The organism is Klebsiella sp. CN_Kp091, assembly GCF_040065095.1.
Taxonomy (GTDB): domain Bacteria; phylum Pseudomonadota; class Gammaproteobacteria; order Enterobacterales; family Enterobacteriaceae; genus Klebsiella; species Klebsiella aerogenes.
Window position 1 is genome coordinate 120,002 of sequence record NZ_JBEAIO010000003.1, and the last position, 24,173, is coordinate 144,174.

Sequence of the window (24,173 nt, forward strand, 5' to 3'; positions counted from 1 at the left end):
CAAGCATACAAAATGTTAATTAATTTGTTACATCTATTCAGTGAGGATATTTTTTGCGCCAAATCGTGGCAAACGTTTGCTTTTGGTCTACAGTCCGATAAAATTCCCGCTTTGCCACCTTGGGATTGTTTGTGATGTCCGTTACGACCGCAGAGTCAGAAAATGCGCAACCGGTTGCGCATAAACCAGCCAGCGAATTAATCTATCGCCTCGAAGACCGTCCGCCGCTTCCGCAAACGCTGTTTGCCGCATTCCAGCACCTGCTGGCGATGTTTGTCGCGGTCATCACCCCGGCGCTGCTCATCTGTCAGGCGCTCGGCCTCCCGGCCGAAGATACGCAACACATCATCAGCATGTCGCTGTTCGCCTCCGGCGTGGCATCCATTATCCAGATTAAAGCCTGGGGGCCTGTAGGCTCCGGCCTGCTCTCCATCCAGGGCACCAGCTTCAACTTCGTCGCCCCGTTGATTATGGGCGGCACCGCGCTGAAAACCGGCGGCGCCGACGTGCCGACGATGATGGCCGCGCTGTTCGGCACCCTGATGCTGGCGAGCTGCACCGAAATGGTCCTCTCGCGGGTTCTGCATCTGGCGCGCCGCATTATTACGCCGCTGGTCTCCGGCGTGGTGGTGATGATTATCGGCCTGTCGCTGATTCAGGTTGGCCTGACTTCTATCGGCGGCGGCTATGCGGCGATGGCCGACCATACCTTCGGCGCGCCGAAAAACCTGCTGTTGGCGGGCATCGTGCTGGCGCTGATTATTATCCTCAACCGCCAGCGCAACCCGTACCTGCGCATCGCCTCGCTGGTGATCGCGATGGCTGCCGGTTATCTGGCGGCGTGGTTCCTCGATATGCTGCCGGCTAACACCGCGCCTACCAACAGCAGCCTGATCACTATCCCTACGCCGCTCTATTACGGCCTGGGCATCGACTGGAGCCTGCTGCTGCCGCTGATGCTGGTCTTTATGATTACCTCGCTGGAAACGATCGGCGATATCACCGCCACCTCCGACGTTTCTGAGCAACCGGTCTCCGGCCCGCTGTATATGAAACGTCTGAAAGGCGGCGTACTGGCGAACGGCCTGAACTCATTTGTTTCCGCAGTTTTCAATACCTTCCCGAACTCCTGCTTCGGCCAGAACAACGGCGTGATCCAACTGACTGGCGTCGCCAGCCGCTATGTGGGCTTTGTGGTGGCGCTGATGCTGATTGTGCTCGGCCTGTTCCCGGCGGTAAGCGGCTTTGTGCAGCATATTCCTGAGCCGGTACTTGGCGGCGCGACGCTGGTGATGTTCGGCACCATTGCCGCATCCGGCGTGCGCATCGTCTCCCGCGAGCCGCTGAATCGCCGCGCCATTCTGATTATCGCCCTCTCTCTGGCGGTGGGTCTCGGCGTATCGCAGCAGCCGCTGATCCTGCAGTTCGCGCCGGACTGGCTGAAAAACCTGCTCTCTTCCGGTATTGCCGCTGGCGGTATCACGGCGATTGTTCTGAATTTAATCTTCCCGCCTGAGAAGAACTAACGCATTGAAGTTGCGCTCCCCGGTATCGCCACGGCGACCTGGGAGCGCGGCGGCTGTAACATCTCTTCACCTCACTTCATCTCATTTCACTATTCCCGCCTTGAGGATTGCGCATAAATCGTGCATAACACGGTGATGTGTACTTATCAGGATGGAAGATCATGAAATTTCTTGGAAAGCTGATTCTCTGGCTGCTGATCGCCCTGCTGGTCGTTATCGTCGCCGCTTACTTTGCGCTGCAAACCCGCTGGGGGGCGCGTCAGGCGAGCAGTTGGTTAAGCGAAAGCACCGGCTGGAAAATCGCCTTCGATAAGATGGCGCATGACTTCTCTTCCCCACTGCATCTGCAGTTGCAAAATGTCACCTTTGGCCGCGACGGCAAGCCGCCGACGCTGGTCGCCAGAACGGTGGATATCGGTTTTAGCACCCGCCAGTTCAGCGACCCGCTGCACGCCGATGAAATCGTCCTCAGCGACGGCACGCTGAATCTCTCTCCGGCTTCCGCCTCGATGCCGTTTGCCGCCGACCGCCTGCAGCTACGCGATATGGCCTTTAACAGCCCGGACAGCGAGTGGAACCTGAGCGCGCAGCGGGTGACCGGCGGCGTGATGCCGTGGCAGCCGGAAGCGGGCGACGTGCTGGGCAGAAAAGCGCAAATTCAGATGAGCGCGGGCTCGATGAATATTAACGGCGTCGAAGCCAGCAACGTCCTGATCCAGGGGGCAATTGATAACGGCGAGGTGACTCTGAACACCCTTGGCGCCGATATCGCGCGCGGCACGCTGACCGGCAACGCCAAACGCCGCGCCGACGGTAGCTGGCTGGTTGATAACCTGCGCCTGAATGAAATTCGGCTACAGAGCACCAAACCGCTGAATGAGTTCCTTGCGCCGCTCACCTCGGTGCCGTCGCTGCAGATTGGCCGGCTGGATGTGACCGATGCTCGTTTGCAGGGGCCAGGCTGGGCGGTGACCGACCTCGACCTCAACTTGCGCAATCTGACTTTGAGCCATAACGGCTGGCAGAGCGACGACGGGACGCTATCGATGAACGCCAGCGAGTTTATCTACGGTTCGTTGAATTTCCTCGATCCCATCGTCAATGCCGAATTCTCGCCGCAGGGCATTGCGCTGCGCCAGTTCAGCTCCCGCTGGGAGGGCGGCATGGTGCGTACCTCCGGCAACTGGCTGCGCGCCGGTAATGCGCTGGTGCTCGACGATGCCGTCTTCGCCGGGCTGGAATATACGCTGCCGTCCAACTGGAAACAGCTGTGGATGGAGCCGATGCCGGGCTGGCTGCAAAGCCTGACGTTGAAGAAATTCAGCGCCAGCCGAAATCTGATTATCGATATCGACCCAGCCTTCCCGTGGCAGATCACCGCGCTGGACGGTTACGGCGGTGAACTACAGCTGGTGAAAGATGGCCAGTGGGGCGTGTGGAACGGTAGCGCCACCCTCAATGCCGCCGCCGCGACCTTCAACCGCATCGACGTACGCCGCCCGTCGCTGAAGCTGAGCGCGAACGCTTCGACGGTCAACATCAGCGAGCTGAGCGCTTTTACCGAGCGCGGCATTCTGCAGGCGACCGCCGCGGTGTCACAATTGCCGCAACGCCAGGTTAATCTGAGCTTGAACGGCCGCGGCGTGCCGCTGAATATTCTGCAGGCCTGGGGCTGGCCTGCGCTGCCGATTAGCGGCGACGGCAACTTCCAGCTAACCGCGAACGGTAGCATGCAGGCCAATGCGCCGCTGAAACCGAGCGTCAACGGCCAGCTCAGCGCCGCCAATATGGATAAGCAGCAGGCGGCGCAGGTGATGCGCAACGGCGAGGTTAGCAACGCGCCCGCCGCGCCGCAGTAAAGTCCCCCTCCCCTGCCCTCTCCCCGCAAAACTCAGCTCTGACAGCTCCCTCTCCCTTTCAGGGAGAGGGAGCTGAAACCTGTGCGCAATGAGCGGCTATTTGTACCTATTTCCCGCAACAGGTTCCTTTCAAATATCAGAATTGCTATAACCAAAATACTGGAAGTTGATAAAAATAATGATCCCCTGTACCTACAAAAATAAAAGGAACAACCATGTCTGTAATACGTCAACGTATTCTGGAGAATATGCAAAAATTCTCCAGGGCCATGATCGGCGCAGTATTGTTCTTGCCGGTCATTGGATTAATTCTGGCTCTCAGTTCCGTCTTAACTAACCCAACTCTTATTGCTGAAACCAGTTTCCTTCATCAATTAGGGCAACTGCTTGGCGATACCTTCTGGCCATTATTCGGTAACCTCGGATTATTGTTTTGCGTGGGAATAAGTTACGGCCTGGCAAAAGATAAAAAAACGGAAGTCGCGCTTGTCTCGGTGATGTGTTTTATCATGTTTCTCGGCGCCAACCATTCATGGCTGGAACATACGCATGCGGTGGCGGAAAAAATTAACGGCGAATATTACGGCACCGGGCAAACGCAGCTATTAGGCTTTGTGGTCGTCGATATGGGAGTATTCCTCGGAATCATCCTTGGCTGCACCATTGCCTGGGTACATAATAAAGTCTCCAATATTGAGCTGCCCGGCGCGCTATCGATGTACGGCGGGGCGAAACTGACGCTGGTCGCCATGACGCCGGTCATTATCTGCTACGCCATTGCTTTTACCTGGATTTGGCCGTTTATGACCCACGGCATTAGCGCCCTGACCGGGTTTATGAAGAATGCCGGCGTCGCGGGAGTGTTTGTCTACGGCTTCTTTGAAAAATTCCTTATTCCCACCGGCTTGCACCATTTCGTGTGGTCGCCTTTCCAGCTCACGCAAATCGGCGGCACGCTGAATGTCGATGGCCAGGTGGTCTCCGGCACCCAGGCGATTTTCCTCGCCTATATGCGCCATCCAGACCTGACCCCGGTGATGAACGACGCGTTGCGTTTCTCGCAACAGGGGATGACCACCATCTTTGGCCTGGCGGGCGCATCGCTGGCGTTTTATCACACCGCGAAGCCGGAGAAGAAAGCGATGGCGAAGGCGATTCTGCTGCCGGCGATTATCACCTCGATGCTAACCGGCATCACCGAACCCATTGAGTTCACCTTCTTATTTGTCTCGCCGCTGCTGTGGGTGATCCATGCGACCTTAACCGCCGCTTCACAGGCAATTTGCGACATCTTCACCGTGCGACCGTGGGGCGCCTCCGGCCTGATTGAATTTCTGATCTACAACCTGCCGCTGCCGGTGTCGTTAACCCGCTGGCCTGGGTACGTGCTGATCGGTATTGGCCAATTTATCGTTTATTACGCGATATTCCGCACGCTGGTCGTGAAGTTAAATCTGAAAACGCCGGGCCGCGAGGATGACGATAACGTCAAGTTATACAGTAAGGCGGACTACCGTAAAAAAGTCAGCGGCCCGCAGTCGATGACAGATGAAATTATTAATGGTTTAGGCGGTAAAGCCAATATTATCTCCGTTGATAACTGTTTCACGCGCCTGAGGGTGGCCGTCCATAATATGGCATTAGTTGATGATGAAATATTAAAAAGCACCGGCGCAAATGGCGTAGTACGCAATCGTAATGAAGTTCAGGTTATTTATGGCATCAAAGTCGGGCAAGTCCGTTCCCGGGTTGATAGCTGGCTAGCAGAAAATTAATTGGGAGTAATATATGAAATTAACCGTATTAGGCGGGGGCGGCGTACGCTCTGCATTTCTGGCGAAGTCGCTGGCTTATAACGCGCACCGCATTGGTTTAACGGAAGTGGTATTTCAGGATAGCTCAGCGGAGAATTTATCGCTATTTGGTGAAATCGCCCGCTATGTATTTAATACCATTCGCCCGGATATTCATTTTACTACCACCAGCGATCCGATTGCCGCGCTGCAGGGTACCCATTACGTGATTACCACGCTGCGCGTCGGCGGCGATGAGAGCCGCATCCGCGACGAGCGGATTGCGCTGGAGCATAACACGCTGGGCCAGGAGACCACCGGCGCGGGCGGTTTTGCCATGGCGATGCGCTCGATCCCGGCGATCCTGCGCTACTGTCAGTTGATCGAGGAACACGCCGACAAAGACGCGATCCTGTTTAACTTTACCAATCCGTCCGGGCTGGTTACCGAGGCGATTATCAAATCCGGTTTTAAATGCCGGGTGTACGGGATTTGCGATGCGCCGTCGGAGCTCATCCGCGAGCTGCCGGAGATCCTCGGCTGCGACCCGCACGACCTGAGCGTGGAATGCTACGGCTTAAACCACTTTTCCTGGTTTACGCATTTCACCGTGCGCGGGGAAGATGTTACCGCCCAGTTGGTCGCCAACCCGGATTTGTACCGCAAAACGGCGATGCAGTACTTCTCGCCGGAGCTGGTCAAACTGTGCGATAACCAGTTGCTCAACGAGTATCTCTATTACTACTACTATCGCGAAGTGGCGCTACGGGCGATTCAACAGGCGCCGGAGACCCGCGGCGAGCAGATTGCCCGTATCAACCACGATATGCGTCAGGAGCTAAGCGGCGTGGATGTTAAAGCGGATCCGCAGGCGGCCTTTACCATCTGGATGAAGCACTACCTGCGCCGCGAAAACAGCTATATGCAGAACGAGTCGCAGCAGGAAAAATTCCATACTCGCGAGCCGTTAACGTTGCGGCAGTTTATCGAAGAGCCGGATACCGGCGGCTACGCCGGGGTGGCGCTGGATATTCTGGAGGCGGTCAACAGCACCACCACCAAACGCATCGTGGTGTCGATACAGAATAACGGCACGCTCGATTTTTTACGCCCTGACGATGTAATTGAAATCAGCTGCGATCTGAGCAAAGAGGGTCTTAAGCCGGTGACGCCGATAAACGTGCCGACGGCGCAGAAAAATATGATTGCCAGCGTGAAGGAGTATGAACGGCTGGCGGTGGCGGCGATTCTGCAGCAGGACAAATCGCTGGCGGTGCAGGCGTTAATGGCTCATCCGCTGGTCGGTTCATATTCGCTGGCGAAGAGGCTGGTTGCGGCCTATCTCGACGATGAACAGTTCGCCGGGTGGCGGTAACGAGTTCACACTCGATTGAGTAGCCCGGATAAGGCGCCAGCCGCTATCCGGGAACTCCCCCGCTCGCGCTACGCTTAGCGGGGCTACAGCCCACCCGATTGAGTAGCCCGGATAAGGCGACAGCCGCTATCCGGGAACTATCCCCCGCTCGCGCTACGCTTAGCGGGGCTACCTATTGCTACGTACGCTGGTAAACCACATTTTTAACAACCGCTCAAAGCCCAATATGCAGTAGCCAAAAAACGGGTTGCTCCAGTAAATATCATCGTCGAACTTCTGCGGGTCGTGAATAATAAACGCCGTATTCGCGGCCTGCGCCAGCGGGCTTTGATAATCGCCGGTAAAGCAAACCAGGTTTATCTCCTTACCTTCCAGCGCCTTAACCCAATTTAACGCCGAACTGCTGCGTCCGGATTTCGAAATGATCCAGATAGAATCAAAGCGGGCAGCGTTTTTTTGCTCAAGGATTTCGTAATCGGGCCACAGCGCCAGGCTGGCGTTAACGCCGGTGACGAGAAACTTATTATAAATATACTGGGCGATCAGCTGCGAAAAGCCGCTGCCGTGGATCAAAATACGCTGCTGCTCAAGGCCAGTCAGCAGCGGCGTCAGCGCTTCTGCCGGCTGAATGCTCATATAATCGATATCGTTGGTGACATCGAGCTTTGGCATGGTGATATTGAACTTGATGAAATAGACCAGCTCCAGCCAGCCGCTGAACTTAAGCTTCTTCGCCAGCCGCACCAGCGAAGAAGGATTACTGTAGCAGCGCTCCGCGACGGTGCGGATCCCTTCACGGATACACAGCTGCGGGTCATTCTGAATAAAACGCAGCACGGTCATTTCGGTTTTACTCAACTTCACGTCACGAAAGATATTTTCTAAGTCCATTACGGGCTCCTCTCAGCGGCAGATTACGCTACCACCGGAGGGCAAATCGGTCTGTGGGATGAGTCACCAGAATGAAATGAACGTTACGAACTATGCAATAAATGGAATAAAAAAACCCTCTCCGCTGGCGGAGAGGGTGGTATTAACTTACAACGTAATCGTCAGCGCATTACCCTCGGCGCTCACTACCACGCCCCGTTCGCTGCCGGCCTGAGTCCCACCCTGCACGCCCGCTATCTGCGGGATATTGCGCAGACACAGCGTCCAGCCGCGGGCTTCGCCTTCGCCGCTCACGGTGATGGTGTTGCCCTGGCGCTTCGCCTTCAGGGTGAAAATCACGGAACCGTCGGCCGCCGGAACCTGGCACAGAGCTTCGCGGCCATCGTCGAGCTGGAACAGCTGGAAGGCGGTGCCTTCATGCCAGGCATAATCGGGTTTCTGGTCGTTGTTGCCCAGCGCCAGCAGGGTGTTGTCACGAACGTAGACCGGCAGGCTCAGCGCATCGTGACGCTGCTTATGCCAGCGGCTACCCGGCAATTCATCGTTATGCCACAGGTGCGTCCAGCGCCCCTCCGGCAGATAAAACTGCACCTCGCCCGCTTCAGAGAACACCGGCGCCACCAGGACCGAATCGCCGAGCATATACTGACGGTCGAGATAGTCGCAGGCCGGATCGTCCGGGAACTCGAGCATCATCGCACGCAACATCGGAGTACCGAACTCGTTGGCCAGCGCCGCCTGGCGATAGAGATACGGCATCATGCGGCATTTCAGCTGCGTGAAGTGGCGCACCACGTCACAGGACTCTTCGTCGTAGGCCCACGGCACACGATAGGATTTGCTGCCGTGCAGGCGGCTGTGGCTGGAGAGCAGGCCAAAGGCGCACCAGCGCTTATAAACATGGGCCGGCGCTGTGTTTTCGAAACCGCCGATATCGTGACTCCAGAAACCGAAGCCGGACATGCCGATCGACAGCCCGCCGCGCAGGCTTTCCGCCATCGATTCGTAATTGGCATAGCAGTCGCCACCCCAGTGCACCGGGAACTGCTGCGCCCCCACCGAGGCGGAACGGGCGAACAGCACCGCCTCCTGCTCGCCGACGGTCTCTTTCAGCACCTTCCACACCAGCTCGTTATAGATGAATGCGTAGTGGTTGTGCATTTTCTGCGGATCGGAACCGTCAAACCACTGCACGTCGGTCGGGATACGCTCGCCGAAGTCGGTCTTGAAGCAATCGACCCCCATCGCTACCAGACCTTTTAACTTGTCGGCGTACCACTGGCAGGCTTCCGGGTTGGTGAAGTCATAAATCGCCAGCCCCGGCTGCCACTTATCCCACTGCCACAGCGAACCGTCCGGGCGCTTAAGCAGATAGCCCTTCTCTTTCAGCTCCTTGAACACCGGCGAGCGCTGGCCGATGTACGGGTTGATCCACACGCAGACCTTCAGCCCATTCGCCTTCAGGCGCTTGATCATCCCTTCCGGGTCCGGGAAAGTTAGCGGATCCCATTCAAAATCGCACCACTGGAAGGCCTTCATCCAGAAGCAGTCGAAGTGGAAGACGTGCAGCGGCAGATGGCGCTCGGCCATGCCGTCGATAAAGCTATTTACCGTCGCTTCGTCATAGTTGGTAGTGAACGAGGTCGTCAGCCACAGACCGAACGACCATGCCGGCGGCAGCGCCGGGCGGCCGGTGAACTGCGTATAGCGGTTAAGCACCGCTTTCGGCGTCGGGCCGTCGATCACGAAGTACTCGAGATATTCGCCTTCAACGCTGAACTGGACTTTAGAGACTTTCTCCGAGCCCACCTCGAAGGAGACGCGCTGCGGGTGATTCACCAGCACGCCGTAGCCGCGGTTGGTCAGGTAGAACGGAATGTTTTTGTAGGATTGCTCGGTGCTGGTGCCGCCGTCTTCGTTCCAGGTTTCTACCGTCTGGCCGTTGCGCACCAGCGCGGTAAAGCGTTCGCCGAGGCCGTAGACGGTTTCGCCGACGCCGAGGTCGAGGCGCTCAAACATGTAGTTGCGCTGGGTCTTACTATCCTGCACGTAGCCGTTGTTTTTCAGTTGGCTACCGGTGATACGCACGCCGTCGCGCAGAAAATCCAGCGCCCAGAATTCACCTTTAGTCACCCGCACGCTGAGGCTGCCGCTTTTCAGCTCGGCGAACTCGGCCGTATTTTCTATTTCGACATGGACGTCTTTCTGCACGTTCAGCGGATAGTGCGGGCCGTTATCCAGCGCGCCCTGGAAGTGCTCCATGCGCACGCCGATTATCCCTTCCTGAGGCGAGAAAAAGCGCAGGGTGAACAATGGCGTATCCAGCTGCCAGGCGCGTTCGCGGACATCGCGTGGCGCGGCATAGACCACCATTTCATTCCCCTGCTGCTCCACCTCGTAAACCTGTATGGGTTGGATCAGGTTGAGCCCTGGTTGAATGAGCCAGTTTCCATCACTGATTTTCATTAAAACGTCCTCTTAGTTTTGCCATTCTTTTTCGATCGGGGCTGCCGTGAATTCTTGTTCGTTGCGACGCGCGCCCTCGGCCAGCTCGGCCATCATTTTTTTCAGGAACGGCGTTTTTAGCGTGTAGTAGCGTTTGGCGATTACCGCGCTCAGCAGGTAGCACACCGCCGGAACGAGGGTGAACAAGGCGATAATGATGGTGAGGGTGACGCTGTTCTGGGTTTTAGCGGCGGCGTCATAGCCGCCGCCGGCCAGCATCCAGCCGATCAGCGCGCCGCCCAGCGCCAGCCCCAACTTGAGCACAAACAGGGTGCCGGCGAAGCTGATGCCGGTCAGGCGTTTGCCGTTACACCATTCGCCGTAGTCGACGGTGTCGGACATCATCACCCACTGGATTGGCGTCACCAGCTGGTGCAGTACGCCAATAACGAAGATAAAGACAAACATGGTGATTTCGGCGTCCATCGGTACGAAGAACATCGCCACGCTGAGCACCGCCAGGAGGGCGTTGGTCCACCAGAAGACGCTGACTTTGCATTTCCAGTCGGTCAGCGGCTTCGCCAGCGCCGAGCCAATCAGGTTGCCGACGCAGTAGGTGGTGAGGAAGACGGTGAACAGCGCCGCCGAGCCCATGATCCAGGTGGTGTAGTACATCATCGCGCCACCGCGAACGCAGACCGCGAGGATATTAAGGATGGTGAGTACGCCGACCACCCGCCACTGGTCATTGCGCCAGATATCGCGCAGGTCTTCACGCATCGAGGTACTGCTTGGCGGCGCTTCGACACGCTCTTTGGTGGTGAAAAAACAGAAGGCCAGCATCAGGAAGGCGACCACCGACAGTACCGCAATGCCGCCCTGGAAGCCGAGCGCTTTATCTTCGCCGCCGATAAAGTTGACCAGCGGCATCATCAGCACGGTGGAGAGCATGCCCCCCGCCGTCGCCAGCACGAAGCGCCAGGACTGCAGCGAGATGCGCTGCGTCGGGTTATCGGTGATCACGCCGCCGAGCGCGCAGTAGGGGATATTCACTACGGTGTAGAGCAGGGTCAGCAGCGTGTAGGTCACGGCGGCGTAGATCAGCTTGCCGTTGTGGCTTAAATCCGGCGAGCTGTAAGCCAGCACGCAGACGAGGCCGAACGGGATAGCGCCGAAGAGGATCCACGGGCGGAACTTACCCCAGCGGCTGCGGGTACGGTCGGCAAGCAGGCCCATGCACGGGTCGGAAATCGCATCCAGCGCCCGCGCCAGCAGGAACATGGTGCCGACAAAGCCGGCGGGGATACCGAAAATATCGGTGTAGAAAAACATCATGTATAACATGACGTTATCAAAAATAATGTGGCTGGCGGCGTCACCCATACCGTAGCCAATTTTCTCTTTGACGGACAGAATATGATCTTTCATTTGCGCACTATTCCCTTAGCGGCACCGCGGATTGGTACCGGTTACGGTTTTTGTAACCCTTTGGCGCAGTAAGATGAATTGCGATATCTCGTTATCAAATTACGTTTCTTGTTTTCTGTGATCGCGGTAGCCCGAAAGAGTGTGAAAAGTGTAACCCATGGATTTTGAACGGATTTGTCTCAGACTGTTCTGCAAAGTCCAGTTTTAACAGTAAAAAAGTGCGTTTAGGTATGTGGTAAATGCCTGAAAGTAGCTATAATGCGCCCGCCTCCATGTAGCAATCGAGGCGCGGAAGATCGTCATCTCCGGTGAGGTGGCTGGACTTCAAATCCAGTTGGGGCCGCCAGCGGTCCCGGGCAGGTTCAACTCCTGTGATCTTCCGCCAAAGTTCTTTTTATCTGAACACTCTCCATTTCACAAACGCCCTACAAAAGCGCGTAACACCAAATACTGCAACCAACACATTGAGGTTAAACAGCAGTGTTTTTGACTATTAATGTCACCCCCCATCAAAGGTGATACTAATAATGACGTTGGTGCGAAAGCTCCGCTTGCAACTGTCCTCTAGCTGGATTTTGGCCAGAATAGCTGAGTGAAAAACACATACAATTATAAACTTCCCCAGATCGGCATTTTCATTTTTTGCCGATGACCTAGTGGATAAATTTTATTTTTCAGCCTTTCATCATCATCGATATCTAGCATGTAACGCAAATTCTCCAGTAATAACCGAAAAAGTATATTATTTTAATCATTATAAATTCCTCTTAGATACTAGTGTGTTAAGCAACCAATTTTATATTTCAATTGGAGATCTTTATCACATACACACTTTATTTATGTGGTTATTATTCACACTCAATTTTATTTAATTCACAAGGATATAAAATGGAAGAATATAAAAACCGTGGCGGAGACTCTGGGGTCATTAGTTTTGAGATAAGTGATGACTCTATTACTGTGCAATTCCGGGATAAATCACTATATCTATATAACTATATTAGACCAGGACAAGCTGTTGTTGAGCATATGAAAGCGCTGGCAAGAGCTGGTAAGGGCCTGAATAGTTATATCAGTCGTACAGTACGTAAAAATTTTTATCAGAAATTACGTTAACTATTATATATGTCCAAGGTTATAACGCCTTGGACAATTAAACTTTAGTTCTACTCTGTACCTTTATTCAATTCTCTACCTAAACTCCTCATCTAAAGAGTTTCACCCTGCTAAGCGCTGGCGAGCAGGGAAATCCCCGGGTGGCGGCTAACGCCTTACCCGGGCTACCGGAAGGTGCAGAAATGTAGCCCTGCTGAGCGCAGCGCGAGCAGGGAAATCTCCCGGGTTGCAGCTAACGCCTTACCCGGGTTACCGGACGGCGCAGAAATGTAGCCCTGCTGAGCGCAGCGAGAGCAAGAAAAATCCCCGGGTGGCGGCTAGCGCCTTACCCGGGCTACCAAAGGGCGCAGAACGGTAGCCCTGCTGAGCGCAGCGCGAGCAGGGAAAATTCCCGCCTCAGAAGTAATAGCCAATATTGACGTTAGTGCGAAAGTACCATTTGCCGCTGCCCTCGGACTGGGTGCTGGTCCAGCCGGTGGCGTTCAGCGCGCCGCCCCACGGATTAACGTTCTTCGCCCAGCTGAGATCGACCCAGAACATCACCGGCAGCGCAAAGACCTGTACGCCAAGGGTGTTCATCTGCGAATCGCTCCAGCCGCTTTTATCTTTCCACAGCACGCTGTAGTCGTTGTAAAAACGCAGCTTCGACACGCCGCCCCACTTCACATCAACATCGCGGGCGACGTTCAGCGACGCGGTCGTCGCTTTTGCCGGGATCAGGTAGGCCGGCGTCAGGCCGTTGCCGCCCATCAGTATCGTATCGTCGCTGACGCCCGCCGGGTTCTTCGGATCGTATTGGTAGCGAATCAGCTGCGAAGTCAGCTGCCACGGCCCGTTATGCAACATGCCGTGCACGCCTGCTGCCCAGAAGGTGCCGTCGTCGTCGGTCTCGCGGTTGTGCAACCGCGCCAGCGCCAGCGAGCCGCCCAGCTCGTTATTCCAGCCGCCGCCGTGAAAATCCCGCGCAATACGCACGTTCACCTGGTCGCGCTTTTCATTATGCTGTTGATGCTGAGTCGGATAGATAGTGTTTTTCAGCCGATCGTAATCGCCAACGTCCGGCGCATAGCGCAAATTCTCCGGCTCCATCCATGGGAAATAGGCCACATCCAGTGACCAGTTATTATCATGATATTGATAGTTCACGCCGCTACCGGCGCTAACGCCAAAGCCTAAATAAAACGGAATACCATAGGACCAGCCAAATTGCGGATAAGGTTCAAGGCCAAATGGTTTGCCGGGGATCCCCAGCTGGATATTATTATTGTCGAAGCGATACCCTACGTAAGCGCGGTCGATGGCGTATTTACGGTGATCCTGAAACCAGAACCCGGCATCAAAGAAATAATTATCATAGAAGCCGCTGCTGTCGATACGGAAGGTATCAAAACGCAGATGCGGCGGGTTGCGATAATTACTGCCTTTCCAGTCCTCATAGCGATAGTTCGCCCGCAGCGCGCCGCCGAAATCCAGCCCGGCAAGATTATCCGCGCTGCGCCAGCCGATATGCGGGAACGGCTTGCCGTCGTCCGCCAGCGCCAGCCCGCTGGTCACGGCAGCCAGCAGCAGCGAAAGGAGTATTTTACGCATAGCACATCCCTCACTTTATTTTTATAAGCGATAAAAGACCGTCGATTAATATCGACTTATTATTTTGTCTCAGTGGTGAAACTCTTAATTAAATAGCACGATGGTTTTATTTTTGTTCCAAATATGAAACTCTGTTTATTATTTGATAGAAGAAAAATCGCACGCAGGATGTCGGGCGTCAAGGTATAAACCTTGAGCCATAACGCAATATTATTATTCTTCCGGAGTGATATTAATATTTGCGACATGGAGGAGGAAACTTTCTCAAATATGAAACGCTATGCTTGTGATAATTTATATTGTTGAACCATCATGGTCCTGGTACCTGACCATCGCACTGTTTATCTGTAGTGACAGGCGGGCGCAGGATGGGTGGTGTCGCCGATTTTCACTTTTTTTATATAACTGTTATCGCCGCCGGGCCGTTTTTCCCGACGCTAGACCGGTCTATCCTCGACACATTCGCACCATGAATACTCTTTATAGACCGGAGAACCTATGAAAGCCATTGCCATTACCCAGGCCGCCGCCGACGGCAACAACATTCCCTTTTTACGCGATATCGATCTGCCGGATCCGCAGGCGCAGGGGCACGATCTGCTGGTCGAGGTCAAAGCCATTTCGGTGAACCCGGTCGACACCAAAGTGCGCGCCGGGTTTAATGCCGATACCCCGCGGGTGCTGGGCTGGGATGCGGTTGGCGTGGTGAAAGCCGTTGGTGATGCGGTAACGCTATTCACGCCGGGCGATGAAGTGTGGTACGCCGGCGCGCTGGGCCGTCCCGGCAGTAACAGCGAACTGCAGCTGGTTGATGAACGCATCGTGGCGCTGAAGCCGCGCTCGCTGGAGAATGCCGCCGCCGCCGCGCTGCCTCTGACCGCTATCACCGCCTGGGAATTGCTGTTCCACCGCCTTGGCGTGCAGGAAGGCGGTAACACCGGCGATACGCTGCTGATTGTCGGCGCGGCGGGCGGCGTTGGCTCTATCCTCACCCAGTTGGCCAGCAAACTCACCAACATGACGGTGATTGGTACCGCATCGCGCCCGGAAAGCCAGAAATGGGTACGCGAGGCCGGAGCGCATCACGTCATTGACCACAGCAAGCCGCTCAGTGAAGAACTGGCGAAAATCGGCATTCATGCCGTGACCCACGTCGCCAGCCTGACCAATACCGATCAGCACTTTAAAGAACTGATCGCCGCGCTCGCCCCGCAGGGTAAGCTGGCGCTGATTGATGACCCGGAGAGCCTGGACGTGGTGCCGCTGAAAGCGAAAAGCATTTCGCTGCACTGGGAATTTATGTTCACCCGCTCAATGTTTGAGACGGATGATATGATCGCCCAACATCAGCTACTGACCCGCGTCGCCGCGTTGATTGACGATAACACGCTGCGCACCACCCTTGGCGAGCACTACGGAACCATCAACGCCGCCAATCTGCAAAAAGCCCACGCTAAGCTGGAAACCGGGCGCTCGGTCGGCAAAATCGTGCTGGAGGGTTTTTAAATGCGCGATGAGGCCATTTCGCCCATCGCGCCTTGATATCACGAGCGTCTCACCTCGGTGAGGCGCCTTTTTTAACCCTTCGAGCTGCGCTTTTCTCATCCTGCCCTAACCAGGCTACGCTTACCCTTGCCGCGCAAAAAACGTTCACTCCCTTCCGCTTGATTTATCACGCTATTGCACAAGAGGTAATGCTATGCAGATCAACGCTATAGGTACGTACTCCGCCAGCCAGCCGCTCGAATCGATGTCTATCACCCGCCGCGAACCCGGCCCACAGGATGTGCAGATCGCCATTGCATACTGCGGCGTCTGCCATTCCGATCTTCATCAGGCGCGAGCGGAATGGGCCGGGACGCTGTATCCCTGCGTGCCGGGCCATGAAATCGTTGGCCGGGTAACGGCGGTCGGCGATGCCGTCTCAGGTTACGCCGTTGGCGATCTGGTGGGCGTCGGCTGTATGGTGGATAGCTGTAAGAAGTGCGAGGAGTGCGCTGAGGGACTGGAGAACTACTGCGACCATATGGTGCTGACCTATAACGGGCCGACCCAGGACGCGCCAGGGCACACGCTCGGCGGTTATTCACAGCAGATCGTGGTCAATGAACGCTACATATTGCGGATAAATCATCCCGAAGCGCAGCTCGCCGCCGTCGCGCCGCTGTTGTGCGCCGGGATCACGACCTATTCGCCGCTGCGCCACTGGCACGCCGGGCCGGGCAAAAAAGTCGGCGTCGTCGGCATCGGCGGGTTGGGGCATATGGGGATCAAGTTGGCCCACGCCATGGGGGCCCACGTGGTGGCCTTTACCACCTCGGAATCCAAGCGCGACGCGGCCAGAGCGTTGGGCGCGGATGAGGTCGTGGTGTCGCGCAACGAAGACGAAATGGCGGCCCATGTCAAAAGCTTCGATTTCATCCTCAACACCGTGGCGGCGCCGCACAATCTCGATGCCTTCACCACGCTGCTGAAACGCGATGGCACCATGACGCTGGTTGGCGCCCCGGCCACGCCGCATCCATCGCCGGAAGTGTTCAATCTGATCTTCCGCCGCCGCTCGATTGCCGGCTCGATGATCGGCGGTATCCCGGAAACCCAAGAGATGCTCGACTTCTGCGCCGAACACGGCATCGTCGCCGATATCGAGCTGATTCGCGCCGATCAGATCAACGAAGCCTGGGAAAGAATGGTCAAGGGCGACGTGAAATATCGCTTCGTGATCGACAGTTCGACTCTCGCCGGCTAAACGCCGCGGCGGAAAGTCCGCCGCCACTCCGTCGGGCTAACGCCAAAACGCGCTTTAAACTGCTGGCGCCAGGTCACGGCGGAAAGATAGCCCACTGCTTCCGCCACCTGCTCGACCGGCAAATCCCCCGCTTCGAGCAGGCTCTGGCTACGGCGCAGGCGCTCGGCGGTCAACCAGTCGGCAATGCTCATCCCGGTCGCCCTGGCGAAGTGGCGGGTCAGGGTACGGCGGCTCATCGCCACCACCTCGGCCAGCGAATCAAGGTTATGCGGCTCGGCAATGTGCTGCTGCAGATAATCCAGCAGACAATTAATCCGCGCATCGCGGGTGTTGCGCGGCACCGGCTGGGCGATAAACTGCGCCTGGCCGCCCTCGCGGTGCGGCGGAACGATCATCCGCCGGGCGATCTGGTTGGCGGCGAGGCTGCCAAAACGCTGGCGAATGATATACAGGCAGCAATCTAGCGCCGCCGCGGTACCCGCCGAGGTAATTACCTTCTGGTCATCGACGTACAGGGCGTTGATATCGAGCTGCACCTGCGGAAACAGGCGCTGGAAATCCTGCTCGAACTCCCAGTGGGTCGCCGCCCGCTTACCGTCGAGCAGCCCGGCGTAGCCAAGGACAAATGCGCCGAGGCACAGGCCGACGATTTCTGCGCCGTTATCCCGCGCCCGAATCAGGCTCGCGATCAACGCCTGCGGCGGGCACTGATTGACCTCGCCCCAGTAGGGCACCACCACGATATCCGCCTGTTCCATCGCGGTAAAATCACCGCTGGCGTACAACGCAAAGCCGTCGCGGGCGCTGAGTAATCCCGGCTGTTCGGCGCAAATCTGCAGATTAAAACGTTTGGTTTCCGAGACCGTATCGCCAAACAGCATACAGGGGACGGAATAATGAAACGGGCTAAAGCCCTCTACGGCGACAATCGCCACGTCGGTTAATTTCATCATCCCTTCCCCTTGAGCAGGTTAATAAACAACGGTTTCCCCATCCTGCGGAATACTGACTACCCCGGCAATCTGATTATCCGCGACGTACTGGCGCATCTCTTCGCGGCTCACCAGACAATGGTTGACCGCCTCCAGGTGGATGGCCATGATTTTCGCTTCCGGCAGGGCGAAATGCGCCTTCAACAGGTCCTCTTTGCCCATGATGATCGGGCCAAAGCCGATAACGTGAGCGTAGCCGGCGTTCAACACCACCACATCCGGGCGCAGCTTCAGCATGTCGGCTTCTATCTCATCGCGCCAGATGGTATCGCCAACCAGCCACAGCGTCTTCTCCTGCGGATGACGGAACACCACGCCGCAGGCCTCGCCCAGACGTTCAGCCATGGCCGGTACCGCGTAGGTACGGTCGCTGCCATGTTGTCCGGAAGTGGTTTTCTGCAGACTAACGCCGGCAAATTCGCTATCTGCCGACAGCAGGCGGATATCCTGAAATCCCTGGCTGCGCAGCAGCGCGGCGTCGGCTTCATGCTGGACGAATACCGGTAGGGTTTTTGGGATCGCCGCGATCGCCGCTTCGTCCCAATGATCGTCATGGGTATGGGTGACGATAACCGCGTCAACGTCGATAATTTTTTCACGAGAAAACGGCAGCGCCACCAGCGGATTGCGCAGCTCGCTGCGCGCGGTTCCAGGAAATCCCGGCCAGGCGCCTTTGTCCGCCAGCATTGGATCGATCAGGAATTTTTTACCAGCGTATTCAATAATCTGTGTAGCATTTCGGATATGAGTGATGTTCATGTTAGCGTTCCTCTGTGGGGTAATCTGACGAACATCGTACTGAGTACCAGCCTGGCGCAATATGGGCGTTTGGGCAATGATCGATGGAATCGGGCCAACCTGCGACGGTTGCCAATCGCAGCCGGCTATGTTGTTCTGAAGATTAAACTTTCTACAGGAATGGCAGGATGAAAAAGAAACTGACCGCCGCCGATATGCATAATCCGCAGATCATCGCCGAAACGCCGTGGTTCAGCATGCGCAAGGTAGGTATTGATGTCGCCCCCGGCGAGCGGCGCGACTTTTATTCCATTCACTACCCACGCCCGGCGGTCGGGATTGTGGCGCTCCAGGACGACAAAGTGCTGCTGATTCGCCATTACCGCTATCTGATCGATAAGGTGGTGTGGGCCATTCCCTCTGGCGGCGTCGATGAAGGCGAAGAACCCGCCGTCGCCGCGCTGCGCGAACTGCGCGAAGAGACCGGCTGGCAGGCGCAACACGCTGAGGAAATCATCCGCTACAACCCGTCATACGGCAGCAGCGACCAGCTGTTTATCACCTGGCTCGCCACCGATTTAAGCTGGGTTGGCATGGACGCAGATCAGGATGAAGTGATGGAAACCGGCTGGTTTACCTTCGAGGAGATAAACCAGCTGATCGCCCGCGGCGAAATGCCGGACGGGCTGTCTCTGGTGCCGCTGCTGCACCTGATGGCGCAGCGTAGATGATTACCAGCCCGGTACCGCGCCGCCGTTGAAGATGGTTTCTGCCGCCTTCGCCACTTCCGGCGACTGGTACGACTGCATAAACTCTTTCACGTTTTCGGCATCTTTATTGTCTTCACGCGCCACAATGATGTTCACGTACGGCGAGTTTTTGTCTTCAATAAAGATGCCGTCGCGCACCGGCGATAACCCGGTTTGCTGCAGGTAGGTGGTACTGATAATAGCGACATCGACCTTCGGATCGTCCAGCACCCGCGGCAGTTGCGCCCCTTCCAGCTCCATAATTTTCAGATTACGCGGGTTACTGGTGATATCCACCGCCGTCGGCAGCAGGCCGGTACCCGCTTTGAGGGTAATCAGCTGCTCTTTTTGCAATAACAATAGCGCGCGGCCGAGGTTGGTCGGGTCGTTGGGAATGGCGATAGTCGCGCCATCTTTAATATCGGCAACGGATTTAATCTTGCGCGAATAGCCGGCCATGGGAAAGACGAAAGTATTGCCGATGGCCACCAGGTGGTAGCCGTGCGCTTTGTTGTCTTGTTCCAGATAGGGACGATGCTGGAAGACGTTGGCATCCAGCTCCCCGGCGTTGGTAGCATCGTTCGGCAACAGCGAGCCGCTAAAGCCCACCAGCTCGACGTCGAGGCCATACTTTTCTTTCGCCACCTTCTTCGCCACTTCCGCCACATCCTGTTCCGCGCCGTTAATCACGCCGACTTTTATGTGTTTGGCATTGTCATTCTTCTGGTCACAGCCCGCTAACAGCAGGCCAGCCAGCATCACTGCCGCCGCCGTGCGTAAACGCAATTTCATCGTTAGTACCCCATCAGTCCATGGAAAATCATTATTATTTTTCGAGCAAAACTATAACGATTTTGTGTTCGATTTTTAAACACGAAAAGGTATCAATAAGATGAAAATCGTCTAAGCGCCTTCCCCGGTAGCGCTTACGCTTACCGGGGCTACTGACCGAATACCCAACCGTGGCCGGGGAAATACGCTTAACTCAGGTCAACGTTTTTACTGGCGAACAGCCAGGTGAGCACAAAACCGCATAGATACGAAACCGCCAGACCGCCGGCGTACACCGCCATCCCGGCATAAATTCCGCTACCGGAGGTCATCAGCGGCAGCGCCACCAGCCCCGAGGGGCCGAACACCGTGTTCAGGCCGACCGGCAGCCCCAGCCAGGCGATCAGGCCCACGAAGAAACCGCCGCAGGCGCCGCCGATACAGGCGGTGATAAATGGTTTCATACGCGGCAGGGTCACGCCGTAAATCAGCGGTTCGCCAATGCCGAGGAAGCCCGGAATAATCGCCCCTTTGATCTGGGTTCGCAGCAGCGAATCGCGCTTCGCGCGCCAGAACAGCGCCAGCGCCGCGCCCACCTGCCCGGCCCCGGCCATCGCCAGGATCGGGAACAGCGAGTTAAAGCCCTGCGCATCCACCAGCGCAAAATAGACCGGTACAAACCCCTGATGCACGCCGAACATCACCGCCAGCAGGAACAGCCCGGCCAGCACCGCCGAGCCAAACGGATTACCGTTAAGATGCAGGAACAGCCACGACATACCGGTAAACAGCCAGCCGCCAATCGGCATAATCACCGTAAAGGTCACCGCGCCCATAATCAGCAGCGTCACCGCCGAGGTAAGGATCATATCGAGGTTAGCAGGCATTATACGCCGCACCTGACGTTCTACCCACGCGCCAATAATCGAGGCGATTAGCACGCCGATAATATTGCCGCGCGGGTCGATACCGTGGCCGAAGAAGGTCGAAATTCCGGCGTAGAATCCGCTGGTCGCTTCCGGGTTGTAGCCCAGCACGAACAGCGAGGCGATAATCGCGCCGTTCACGCCAGAACCGCCGAAGGCTTTCTGAGCGTTATAGCCAATCAGGATACTCAGGAAGGTAAACATCCCTTTGCTGAATACCTTCATGTAGCCAATCAGCGCCACCAGGCTGGCGTTAGGGTGCGCGTTCTCCAGCACGAAGATTTGTTCCGCCAGCGTAGCAAAGCCCAGCAGCAGCCCGACGGCGATGAAGCCGGGGATCAACGGCGTAAAGATAGTGGCGAACTTCGCGAGAAATTTCTGTACCCCGCTGGTCTGCTTACTCTTTAACGCCTGCTTTTTCTCCGCTGCCACATCCGCCAGCGAGGCGGCTGCCTGCGGCGCCGCTTCCATCAGGCCGTTCATCATTTCCGCGGCGGTCTGCGCCTTGCCGGGGCCTAATACCACCTGGAACTGTTCATCGCTGACGATAACCCCCATCACGCCATCAATCTGGCGAATGGCGGCGCTATCGGCCAGGCTATCATCGCGCAGGGTCAAGCGCAGGCGCGTCATGCAGTTACCCGCCTGCGCCACGTTTGCGGCCCCGCCGACGTGGGCCAGGATCCGCGCTATCATCTCTTTAGTTATTTTTGCCATTGCCTGTTACCTGTCTGTCGGCGCTCAGGTGTTGCTTAGCGCCTTGCGGATATAACCGTTGTTTTTCGCCAGCAGCGACTGCGCTTCTGCGGCGCTTAAGTCAGCCAACACCATCACAATCGCCGTCTTACAGTGGCGGCCACAGGCATCCAGCGCATTCTGCGCGGTGGCGCGATCGCAGTCGGTCGCTTCCATCACGATAGACACCTGGCGCTCAATCAGCTTGGCATTGGTCGCTTCGACATCCACCATCAGGTTGCTGTAGACCTTACCGATGCGGATCATCGCCCCGGTGGAGATCATATTCAGCACCAGTTTCTGCGCGGTGCCGGCTTTCAGGCGGGTCGATCCGGTAACCACTTCCGGGCCGACCACCGGGGTAATCGCCACGTCCGCCAGCTGCGCCATTTCACCGTGCGGGTTACAGCTGACGATAGCGACAAACGCATTCTGGCTATGGGCGTATTCCATCGCGCCAATGACGTACGGCGTACGCCCGCTGGCCGCCAGCCCCACCAGCACATCACGGTTGCTGAAATTAAGGTTCTGCAGGTCCAACGCCCCTTGCGCTTTATTGTCTTCCACGTTTTCCACGGCGCTCAGAATCGCTTTATGTCCGCCAGCGATAATCCCCACCACCTGTTCCGGACGGGTGCCAAAGGTCGGCGGGCATTCGCTGGCGTCCAGAATACCCAAACGCCCCGACGTGCCGGCGCCGATGTAAATCAGCCGTCCCTCGGCCCGCAGCGCCGCCGCCACTTTATCCACGACTTCCGCTATCTGCGGCAAGTAAGGCGTTATCGCCTGCGCCACTTGCTGATCTTCCTGGTTTATCACCGTCAGCATGTCGACAGTGGAGAGGGTGTCAATGTTGGCGCTGTTGGCGTTGCGTCGCTCGGTCAGCAGTTTGCTCAGGTCGATACTCATAAAAACCTCGTTATTCTCAGTTGCGCGCAGTATAAGGAATTTTTTATTCCATTCATGTGAAGAGTATCACGATTAATACGCTTGGGATAATAGGAGAATTGTAGGTATAGCCAGAGATATTGCGGTAATAAAGGTGGAATATTTTATTACCGCAACCTGGAGTTAACGCATGTGCCAGGAGTGATTAAGGTGCTATAACGCGTCCGAAGAGGAACATTAACTGGCGCCGCCGCCCAGCGATTGCCAGAGCGTAATGCGGTTATTGAGGTCGGTCTGCTGCAGCGACAGCAGCGTCGCCTTCGCCGACCACAGCGTCCGCTGGGCGGTCAGCACCGACAGATAATCGCCAACCCCGGCCTGGTAACTCTTCATCGCGATATCCAGCGACTTCTGCTCGGCGGCAACATACTGCTGCTGGGCATCGAGCTGTTCACTCAGCGTTTCCCGGCGCGCCAGCGCATCGGCAACGTCCTTAAAGGCGCTCTGAATGGATTTCTCGTAGGTGGCAATCAGCCCCTTTTTCTCCGCTAGCGCATAGCGTAGCTGGGCCAGATTACTGCCGCCGGTGAACAGCGGCAGGCTGATAGAGGGCGCAAACGACCACACCTGCATGCCGTGGCTGAACAGCGACGATAGCGAGTCGCTGCCGACCCCGGCGCTGGCGGTCAGCGAAATGGACGGGAAAAAGTTCGCTCGCGCCGCGCCGATATCGGCATTAGCGCTCTTGAGATTATGTTCCGCCTCCTGAATATCCGGCCGGCGCAGCAGCACCGATGAAGACACGCCCGCCGGCACCAGTGCAATGCTGTTGGCGCCCAGACTTTCCAGCGTGCCGGGCAGCAGGCTCTCCGGCACGGTTTCCCCCGCCAGTAGGTTAATGGCGTTTTTATCCTGCGCCACCAGCGTACGATAGCTGGCGACGCTGGCTCGCGCCTGCTGATAGACGCTTTCCGCCGAACTTAAATCACCGGCGGAGGCGGTGCCCACCGCCATCTGGCGAGCGACGATTTTGCGCGAGTTCTCCGCGCTATCCATCGTCTGCTGCGCCAGCGCCAGATTGCTATTATCCGTCGCCAGCGTCACCCAGGCGGTGGTCAAATCGGCAATCATCGTCAGTCGGGTATTTTGCGCGGTGAATTCGCTGGCAAGCCAGCTTTCTCGCGCCGCGCGCGACAGGCTCTGGTTCTTGCCGAACAAGTCCAGTTCGAAGCTCGAGACCGCGCCGTCAGCCTGCGAGGTAGAACTTAAGCCGCTGGCGATCGTTTTGCTGCGGGTATGGCTCAGCTCGGCATCGACGGTGGGAAACAACGATGCGCGCGTTTCGCCATACTGGGCGCGAGCGGCTTCAATATCGGCCAATGCCTTTTGCACATCACGGTTGCTATTAAGCGCGATGCTGACCACTTTTTTTAGCCGCGCATCATTGACCACTTTTTGCCAGTCGCCGACCACCGCCGTCGATTCGCCGTGCGCGCCGGGAAGGGTCGCCGGCACCGGCGCGGCCGGGCGCTCGTAGTGCGGGTCAAGAGAGACGCAGCCCGCGGTCAGGAGCGCGATAAACATTAAACTCAAACGAAACAT

Annotated in this window: 18 protein-coding genes and 1 tRNA gene; 9 read left to right on the forward strand and 10 right to left on the reverse strand. The window is 56.7% G+C overall.

The genetic code is table 11. The features are described from left to right. The first annotated feature begins 134 nt into the window (after positions 1-134). The 4 genes from ABLV17_RS02710 (at position 135) to ABLV17_RS02725 (ending at position 6,553) form a co-directional block, all read left to right on the forward strand. Positions 135-1,526 carry a uracil-xanthine permease family protein gene (locus ABLV17_RS02710; protein ID WP_015369129.1) on the forward strand — a complete coding sequence of 464 codons (1,392 nt, stop codon included), beginning with the start codon at positions 135-137 and terminating at the stop codon, positions 1,524-1,526. Between the two features lie 161 nt (positions 1,527-1,687). Beyond that, the gene (locus tag ABLV17_RS02715; protein ID WP_271032706.1) at positions 1,688-3,385 is read left to right on the forward strand and encodes an AsmA family protein; all 1,698 of its coding nucleotides are present in this window, start codon (positions 1,688-1,690) and stop codon (positions 3,383-3,385) included. A gap of 215 nt (positions 3,386-3,600) precedes the next feature. Continuing rightward, complete coding sequence (locus ABLV17_RS02720; RefSeq protein ID WP_271032705.1) at positions 3,601-5,160, forward strand: PTS transporter subunit EIIC; 1,560 nt, start codon at positions 3,601-3,603, stop codon at positions 5,158-5,160. 13 nt (positions 5,161-5,173) lie between these two features. Beyond that, entirely contained in the window at positions 5,174-6,553 is a 1,380-nt protein-coding gene (locus ABLV17_RS02725) for a glycoside hydrolase (protein ID WP_271032704.1), read from the forward strand. A gap of 168 nt (positions 6,554-6,721) precedes the next feature. Here the strand turns inward: ABLV17_RS02725 and ABLV17_RS02730 are convergent, their stop codons facing one another. From ABLV17_RS02730 to ABLV17_RS02740, 3 genes are all read right to left on the reverse strand, one after another. Continuing rightward, positions 6,722-7,444: an SIS domain-containing protein gene (locus ABLV17_RS02730; protein WP_271032703.1), complete on the reverse strand. Its 723-nt coding sequence runs from the start codon at positions 7,442-7,444 to the stop codon at positions 6,722-6,724. A gap of 147 nt (positions 7,445-7,591) precedes the next feature. Beyond that, positions 7,592-9,910, reverse strand: a complete 2,319-nt coding sequence (gene yicI, locus ABLV17_RS02735) for an alpha-xylosidase (protein WP_348854073.1) — start codon at positions 9,908-9,910, stop codon at positions 7,592-7,594. Positions 9,911-9,922: 12 nt separating this feature from the next. Next, positions 9,923-11,317, reverse strand: coding sequence for a glycoside-pentoside-hexuronide family transporter (locus ABLV17_RS02740; RefSeq protein WP_308958095.1), 1,395 nt, complete (start codon positions 11,315-11,317; stop codon positions 9,923-9,925). A 290-nt stretch (positions 11,318-11,607) separates the two neighbouring features. Here ABLV17_RS02740 and ABLV17_RS02745 point away from each other — a divergent pair. Together ABLV17_RS02745 and ABLV17_RS02750 are read left to right on the forward strand one after the other, a co-directional pair. Beyond that, a tRNA-Sec gene (locus tag ABLV17_RS02745) sits at positions 11,608-11,702 on the forward strand. 503 nt (positions 11,703-12,205) lie between these two features. Next, positions 12,206-12,433, forward strand: coding sequence for a hypothetical protein (locus tag ABLV17_RS02750; protein WP_271032700.1), 228 nt, complete (start codon positions 12,206-12,208; stop codon positions 12,431-12,433). A gap of 396 nt (positions 12,434-12,829) precedes the next feature. Here the strand turns inward: ABLV17_RS02750 and ABLV17_RS02755 are convergent, their stop codons facing one another. Further along, positions 12,830-14,023 (reverse strand): hypothetical protein, encoded by a 1,194-nt coding sequence (locus ABLV17_RS02755; RefSeq protein ID WP_234275995.1) that lies wholly within the window; start codon positions 14,021-14,023, stop codon positions 12,830-12,832. 498 nt (positions 14,024-14,521) lie between these two features. On the opposite strand from ABLV17_RS02755, the gene ABLV17_RS02760 reads away from it, so the two are divergent. Both ABLV17_RS02760 and ABLV17_RS02765 read left to right on the forward strand, forming a co-directional pair. Further along, complete coding sequence (locus tag ABLV17_RS02760; protein WP_308958094.1) at positions 14,522-15,529, forward strand: zinc-binding alcohol dehydrogenase family protein; 1,008 nt, start codon at positions 14,522-14,524, stop codon at positions 15,527-15,529. A gap of 193 nt (positions 15,530-15,722) precedes the next feature. Beyond that, positions 15,723-16,772, forward strand: a complete 1,050-nt coding sequence (locus ABLV17_RS02765; RefSeq protein WP_308958093.1) for an NAD(P)-dependent alcohol dehydrogenase — start codon at positions 15,723-15,725, stop codon at positions 16,770-16,772. On the opposite strand, the gene ABLV17_RS02770 is transcribed toward ABLV17_RS02765, so the two are convergent. Together ABLV17_RS02770 and ABLV17_RS02775 are read right to left on the reverse strand one after the other, a co-directional pair. Further along, complete coding sequence (locus ABLV17_RS02770; RefSeq protein ID WP_308958099.1) at positions 16,769-17,722, reverse strand: helix-turn-helix domain-containing protein; 954 nt, start codon at positions 17,720-17,722, stop codon at positions 16,769-16,771. The genes ABLV17_RS02765 and ABLV17_RS02770 overlap by 4 nt on opposite strands. 21 nt (positions 17,723-17,743) lie before the next feature. Beyond that, a complete protein-coding gene (locus ABLV17_RS02775) occupies positions 17,744-18,523 on the reverse strand; it encodes an MBL fold metallo-hydrolase (protein WP_271032696.1) in 780 nt (259 codons plus the stop codon). A 167-nt stretch (positions 18,524-18,690) separates the two neighbouring features. On the opposite strand from ABLV17_RS02775, the gene ABLV17_RS02780 reads away from it, so the two are divergent. Further along, positions 18,691-19,233 (forward strand): NUDIX hydrolase, encoded by a 543-nt coding sequence (locus tag ABLV17_RS02780; protein ID WP_045362966.1) that lies wholly within the window; start codon positions 18,691-18,693, stop codon positions 19,231-19,233. Here ABLV17_RS02780 and nlpA read toward each other — a convergent pair whose 3' ends face one another. The 4 genes from nlpA to eefC form a co-directional block, all read right to left on the reverse strand. Then, positions 19,234-20,043 carry a lipoprotein NlpA gene (gene nlpA, locus ABLV17_RS02785; RefSeq protein ID WP_015703853.1) on the reverse strand — a complete coding sequence of 270 codons (810 nt, stop codon included), beginning with the start codon at positions 20,041-20,043 and terminating at the stop codon, positions 19,234-19,236. A gap of 188 nt (positions 20,044-20,231) precedes the next feature. Next, complete coding sequence (gene murP / locus ABLV17_RS02790) at positions 20,232-21,665, reverse strand: PTS N-acetylmuramic acid transporter subunit IIBC (RefSeq protein ID WP_271032695.1); 1,434 nt, start codon at positions 21,663-21,665, stop codon at positions 20,232-20,234. A 24-nt stretch (positions 21,666-21,689) separates the two neighbouring features. After that, the gene (gene murQ, locus ABLV17_RS02795; RefSeq protein ID WP_271032694.1) at positions 21,690-22,592 is read right to left on the reverse strand and encodes an N-acetylmuramic acid 6-phosphate etherase; all 903 of its coding nucleotides are present in this window, start codon (positions 22,590-22,592) and stop codon (positions 21,690-21,692) included. A gap of 216 nt (positions 22,593-22,808) precedes the next feature. After that, positions 22,809-24,173 (reverse strand): multidrug efflux RND transporter outer membrane subunit EefC, encoded by a 1,365-nt coding sequence (gene eefC / locus ABLV17_RS02800; protein ID WP_348854074.1) that lies wholly within the window; start codon positions 24,171-24,173, stop codon positions 22,809-22,811.

Coding starts and splice junctions, on each gene's coding strand:
- ABLV17_RS02765 (WP_308958093.1), top strand. CDS start 15,723: ATGCAGATCAACGCTATAGGTACGTACTCCGCCAGCCAGCCGCTCGAA.
- ABLV17_RS02775 (WP_271032696.1), bottom strand. CDS start 18,523: ATGAACATCACTCATATCCGAAATGCTACACAGATTATTGAATACGCT.
- yicI (WP_348854073.1), bottom strand. CDS start 9,910: ATGAAAATCAGTGATGGAAACTGGCTCATTCAACCAGGGCTCAACCTG.
- ABLV17_RS02750 (WP_271032700.1), top strand. CDS start 12,206: ATGGAAGAATATAAAAACCGTGGCGGAGACTCTGGGGTCATTAGTTTT.
- ABLV17_RS02770 (WP_308958099.1), bottom strand. CDS start 17,722: ATGAAATTAACCGACGTGGCGATTGTCGCCGTAGAGGGCTTTAGCCCG.
- ABLV17_RS02710 (WP_015369129.1), top strand. CDS start 135: ATGTCCGTTACGACCGCAGAGTCAGAAAATGCGCAACCGGTTGCGCAT.
- murP (WP_271032695.1), bottom strand. CDS start 21,665: ATGGCAAAAATAACTAAAGAGATGATAGCGCGGATCCTGGCCCACGTC.
- murQ (WP_271032694.1), bottom strand. CDS start 22,592: ATGAGTATCGACCTGAGCAAACTGCTGACCGAGCGACGCAACGCCAAC.
- ABLV17_RS02755 (WP_234275995.1), bottom strand. CDS start 14,023: ATGCGTAAAATACTCCTTTCGCTGCTGCTGGCTGCCGTGACCAGCGGG.
- ABLV17_RS02780 (WP_045362966.1), top strand. CDS start 18,691: ATGAAAAAGAAACTGACCGCCGCCGATATGCATAATCCGCAGATCATC.
- eefC (WP_348854074.1), bottom strand. CDS start 24,173: ATGTTTCGTTTGAGTTTAATGTTTATCGCGCTCCTGACCGCGGGCTGC.
- ABLV17_RS02760 (WP_308958094.1), top strand. CDS start 14,522: ATGAAAGCCATTGCCATTACCCAGGCCGCCGCCGACGGCAACAACATT.
- ABLV17_RS02720 (WP_271032705.1), top strand. CDS start 3,601: ATGTCTGTAATACGTCAACGTATTCTGGAGAATATGCAAAAATTCTCC.
- ABLV17_RS02740 (WP_308958095.1), bottom strand. CDS start 11,317: ATGAAAGATCATATTCTGTCCGTCAAAGAGAAAATTGGCTACGGTATG.
- ABLV17_RS02725 (WP_271032704.1), top strand. CDS start 5,174: ATGAAATTAACCGTATTAGGCGGGGGCGGCGTACGCTCTGCATTTCTG.
- ABLV17_RS02715 (WP_271032706.1), top strand. CDS start 1,688: ATGAAATTTCTTGGAAAGCTGATTCTCTGGCTGCTGATCGCCCTGCTG.
- ABLV17_RS02730 (WP_271032703.1), bottom strand. CDS start 7,444: ATGGACTTAGAAAATATCTTTCGTGACGTGAAGTTGAGTAAAACCGAA.
- nlpA (WP_015703853.1), bottom strand. CDS start 20,043: ATGAAATTGCGTTTACGCACGGCGGCGGCAGTGATGCTGGCTGGCCTG.